Source organism: Moorena sp. SIO1F2, from assembly GCF_010672755.1.
Taxonomy (GTDB): Bacteria; Cyanobacteriota; Cyanobacteriia; order Cyanobacteriales; family Coleofasciculaceae; genus Moorena.
The window spans coordinates 1-4,453 of record NZ_JAAHFV010000458.1 but is presented as its reverse complement, the minus strand read 5'-3'; the positions used below and the strand labels follow the sequence as shown (position 1 = coordinate 4,453).

The 4,453-nt window shown below is 44.4% G+C and carries 5 protein-coding genes; 1 reads left to right on the top strand and 4 read right to left on the bottom strand.

The window, feature by feature from the left end; translation table 11 throughout:
• Positions 1–59: 59 nt before the first annotated feature.
• From F6J94_RS30805 to F6J94_RS30795, 3 genes are all read right to left on the bottom strand, one after another.
• Entirely contained in the window at positions 60–950 is an 891-nt protein-coding gene (locus tag F6J94_RS30805) for a hypothetical protein (protein WP_293047237.1), read from the bottom strand.
• Between the two features lie 151 nt (positions 951–1,101).
• Positions 1,102–3,222, bottom strand: a complete 2,121-nt coding sequence (locus F6J94_RS30800) for a hypothetical protein (RefSeq protein WP_293047235.1) — start codon at positions 3,220–3,222, stop codon at positions 1,102–1,104.
• Positions 3,223–3,580: 358 nt separating this feature from the next.
• A complete protein-coding gene (locus F6J94_RS30795; RefSeq protein WP_293047233.1) occupies positions 3,581–3,982 on the bottom strand; it encodes a hypothetical protein in 402 nt (133 codons plus the stop codon).
• A gap of 30 nt (positions 3,983–4,012) precedes the next feature.
• Here F6J94_RS30795 and F6J94_RS30790 point away from each other — a divergent pair, with 30 nt between their 5' ends.
• The gene (locus F6J94_RS30790; protein WP_293047231.1) at positions 4,013–4,213 is read left to right on the top strand and encodes a hypothetical protein; all 201 of its coding nucleotides are present in this window, start codon (positions 4,013–4,015) and stop codon (positions 4,211–4,213) included.
• Between the two features lie 29 nt (positions 4,214–4,242).
• Here F6J94_RS30790 and F6J94_RS30785 read toward each other — a convergent pair.
• Positions 4,243–4,453 (bottom strand): Maf family protein (locus F6J94_RS30785; protein ID WP_293047229.1); only part of this gene is annotated, 211 nt, incomplete at its 5' end.

Sequence of the window (4,453 nt, the reverse complement as noted above, 5' to 3'; positions counted from 1 at the left end):
TGTAAGTTTTAAGGGTTAGAATCAGCAAACCGTAATCTTTACTGTGGTCTTCGAGTACATCAATTGCCCCAAGGTAAACTCTGACCATCACCCCATCTCACTGACGCCTGTACCAAACCCAAAATAAATTCTAGCAATCCTCTCCACTGCTGTTGACTAGCAGTGACTCCTTGCTTGTGGATGTGTAGAATCAAATCTCGATCAGGATGGTTAACAATTTCCTGAGCATAGCGGTTGATCACATCACCATCTAGTTGAATCACAGTTTGGGCGCAAATTAAATCATTGATTGACTTGACATTTGCCCGTTGGTGTGAATTAGTTTTTAGCAATGCCTGATTTCGACTATCCAGTGCTGCTTTCAGTTCACTGAGCTTACGCAAACAACGCAAGAAACGATTGTTCTTAAGAATCTGTTGCGCTTGAAGCATTTCCTCAGAACTGCTGGTTTTAGTAGGGTTTGGTAGTCGGGTGTTAATTTGGTGCAGTTCTACTGTGGGATCGGTGAGGATTTCTTGGCCTCCTCTAGCCTGCTCTAGAACAGTGGGATCATACAAGGGTGAATTGGGATCACTCAAAAGCACGGTGTACTCTAGTTCCAAGGTTTTACGTAACTCAAGGTAGCGATCGCGTAAAGACTGATGAATTCCCTGTTGCTCTAGATAGTCTGCTGAGATCGGGTAAATATCCCGGTAGGTTTCCCAGGGGATAAATTTATCTCCCTTAATTTCCTCCACTACCATGGTGTTAACTTCTAAGGCTGTGATGTCAATCAAGACATCCCCCAAAGAGCCATAAAATTCATCAAGGGTTTGACCTAATCTAGAGGTAACATCAGGTGCGACCCGTGGCGAATTAAATTCGCCAAGGTCAAGCCCACCTCGTTTTAAAGGTGATATTGCATCAGTAGTTGCTGGTTGCTTAAGGTTTCTGGTCTTGGTCACGGCCATGGTAATGATATATGAACTACCCTAAATATAGGTGGAGGAATGCTCGATTTCGACTCCTCTATGGAATCAAAATCGACCTAGGGCAATCTGTGTATGCCACGGGCGAAGTCTCAGGCAAAGCTTACTGCTTATCCTTTAGCACCAGAAAAAGCTAATTACGCCCAGATGAATCCTCTTTTTTACGTGGTTTCTTGATAAATAGTGACTCTTCCAGGCTAGACCAATTATCATCATCAAGTTTGATCGGCTCAGATTCATTCTGTTGTGCCACAGGAAAGTCAAACAAATCTTCCATGAGTTCTTCAGATGCCTGCTGTGATTGATCGGTGATATCAGAGATTTCTAGAAACGGATCTAACTCTTGAGATTGATCCTGATTAAAGTTATGGTCATCAGTTAGCTTATTTGTCAGTTCTGAAGTATCTGGATTTTCCGAAGGTGCCGATAGCTCCAAGCTATTTCCTAGAGATGGATAAGATTCCAGTTCATCAGTTGGGAAATCATCCCAGTCTTCATCAAGTTCTAAATCTGTTGCTGATCCATTGAGATTGCTTGGTGCAGTGAACGGATTCGCGTTTTTCGTTAGTTCATCCCACTCATTATCCTCAGAGACATCCAATGAATCTATCTCAGGAGTTGTCAATTCTAGTGATGAGTGCTCCGGTTGTTCCAACATCCAATCATCCCAATCCTCATTTTCTTCTAGCTCCAATGATTCTAGGCTGAAGAGGTTAGGATCTGCATCAATCTGTTGTGTATCTTCTTCAAACAGATCACCCCATTCCTCTTCTAATTCCTGGTTTGAAGCTTCAGTTGTGGGTTCTGGTGATGAGGGCGTTAACTCCAAATCTTCTAATGTCAGGAGTTCCCAATTTTGATTATCCACTGCATCGGATGGCTTGAACTGAGATTCCGATTGTTCTTCAACGAATTCTTGCCATTGTTGATCAATTTCTGCATCTGAAACGTCTTGGTCAGTTAGCTCGTGATCAGGCGACTCCAGTAATTCCCACATCGAGTCATCCCAATCGTCCTGTTCAGTTTCCGCTTCTAATGCCTGGGTGCTATCTGTCGATGGCATCAGTGAGGATTCCAGTTCTGCGGAGGGTACTTCTAGTAGTTCAGGCTCAGTTTCTAGGAAAGTGTCAGGACTAGCCTGGATTTCTTCTAGAACCGGAGGTGGAGGTACCAAGATTGACTCCACTTCTGGTGCCGTATCCGGTAGCAAGTCAATACTAGCATCTGTTTCCTCTTCAATCGGGGGTGGAGTTATCAAGACTGACTCCACTTCTGGTGCGGTATCTGGTAGAAAGTCAGGAGAAATGTCTGTTTCCTCTTCAATGGGGGGTGGAGGTACCAAAACTGACTCAGTTTCTGACCACCTATCCTCTAGGAAGTTTGCTATTGCTTCTTCCTGTTCCAAGTCAGTAGTTTCTGGCAATTCATTACTCTCAGTAATCTCTGGAAACAAGCCAGCCTCAGAAACTACTTCATCGACTACTTCATCGACCAATCCAGGTTTGATGATCGGCTCAGTTACGGTGTAGGGATTAACCAATGAATCATCAAGGTTCCCTGGGGTAGGAGCTGTTACTGACTCAAGGTCACCAAAGATTGTTGGGGGTGTCTCTGGTGCTGTCTGAGTCGGTTCTACTTCGGCTGGGGGAGGTTCTGCTACTAACTCCGAGGCAGAGGCAACGGCTGCTGCTGCCAATCCAGTCCCCAAAACCGCTGTAGTAACTGTATCGAGACGATGCTCTGTGTGTGACTCTACTGACTCTACTGACTCTACTGACTCTACTGACTCTACTGACTCTACTGACTCTATGGCTACTCGGGTTTCAGTAACTGGTTCTGTGCTTGGCAATAAATGGGTTTCAACCCTAGGGGATTCAGGCTCTATAACCCCAGTAGTGCTAGTTGGGTAACCTAGAGTGAGTAGAACTTCAAAGAGCTTATGCAGACTCTTGATGTTGCTCTGAATAATTTGATTGCCTTGAGCCACCTGATCATTGTGAAATTGCCGCAGTTCTCTATAGCGACCATTGCCGATAAACTGGTCCCCCACTTCATTGTCGATGGCACCGTTAATGGTATCAATGCGGGTACACATACGATGACCAGGTTTTGCCTGGGCTGCATCTAAATCAGCATTGGTGTCGGCTACCCAGGTGGTAATTTTCAAATCAACTGCTTCGCTCAGGGCTAGGACAAGAGCCTCTTTAATGTTCCCTGTCTTAAGGTATTGTCTAAAGTCATCTCTAGGAGCCATAATAGTACACTCGCGCTTATTAGGGTAGTTTTCTAACTTAGTTTAGATTGACTTATTATGAAGAATTTTTGATATTACCACGTCCACCCTTGGGTTGTAGTGGTAGGATTCTTTAAAGGATATAGCTGTTGTTGAGAGTTTTTCGGTGACTGTGAACACCCAACCGTCAACCGTCAACAAACACTCGGTTAATTAAATTATTTAGGTGAAATTTATATCAGATGATAACGAGTTGAGCAACTTAGCAGCGCCCATTACTGCTGAACACTTTGTCTGTCACGGAAGTAGCAGATCAAATCAATAATATTTATATTTTTTTTAGTGTTAAATAGTATTCCCTTTTTTGGAAGATAGACGCTTAGCCACTATCAGTATCGAGAGCAGAGCCTTGAGGTAGCCGACCCATGGTAGTACTCAGAACCGTAAACAGTTGTTGCAAATTTTCCAAATTTTGCTGAATAGTCTGGCGTCCTTGTTTTACCTGCTCTAGGTGAAATTGCTTCAGTTCAGTGTAAGGTCCATTGCCCATAAACTCTGAACCAACTTCGTTGTTGATTTCACCATCAACAATATTCATGCTAGTACGCATTTGGCAATCAGAGGTTGGCTGGTCTAGCTCCGCTGAGGAATGAGGAGCTGGGCTAGATGAGGATACCCAAGTCGTAATTTCTAACTCCACTGCTTCACCTAGGGATAGGGTCAGAGCATCCCTAATGTTACCTGCCTTGATTTGTTGTTTAAAGTCGTCTTTAGTGGTCATGGATTTTGTTGCCTTAGTTGGGTACGGTGCGTGATAAGACGGGCTCGCAATCATTTTATCGGTCGCCAGGGTTGGGATAGTCCGTCTGGGAATATTGATAACCGGCAAGATGCCGGTTCCACCAAGATGCCGGTTCCACCAATATGCCGGTTCCACCAAGATGCCCGTTCCACCAAGATGCTGCTTCCACCAAGATGCCGGTTCCAACCACCGGGTCAAACAGCTTTTTAGGAGATCCACCCGTTATTAGTTTTTAGTTATTAGTTGTTAGTTCTTAGCCAAAAATCGGTAACTTCATATCCTAGTTCCTGTAACATTCGATGGAGCAGGGGTAAGCTCAGACCGATAACATTACTATGACAGCCTTCGATTTTGTCAACGAAGAGTCCCCCTCTACCTTCCAAAGCAAAGGCGAACCCCTTAAATGTGCTGGTGCCTTTGCTTTGGAAGGTAGAGGGGGACTCTTCGTTG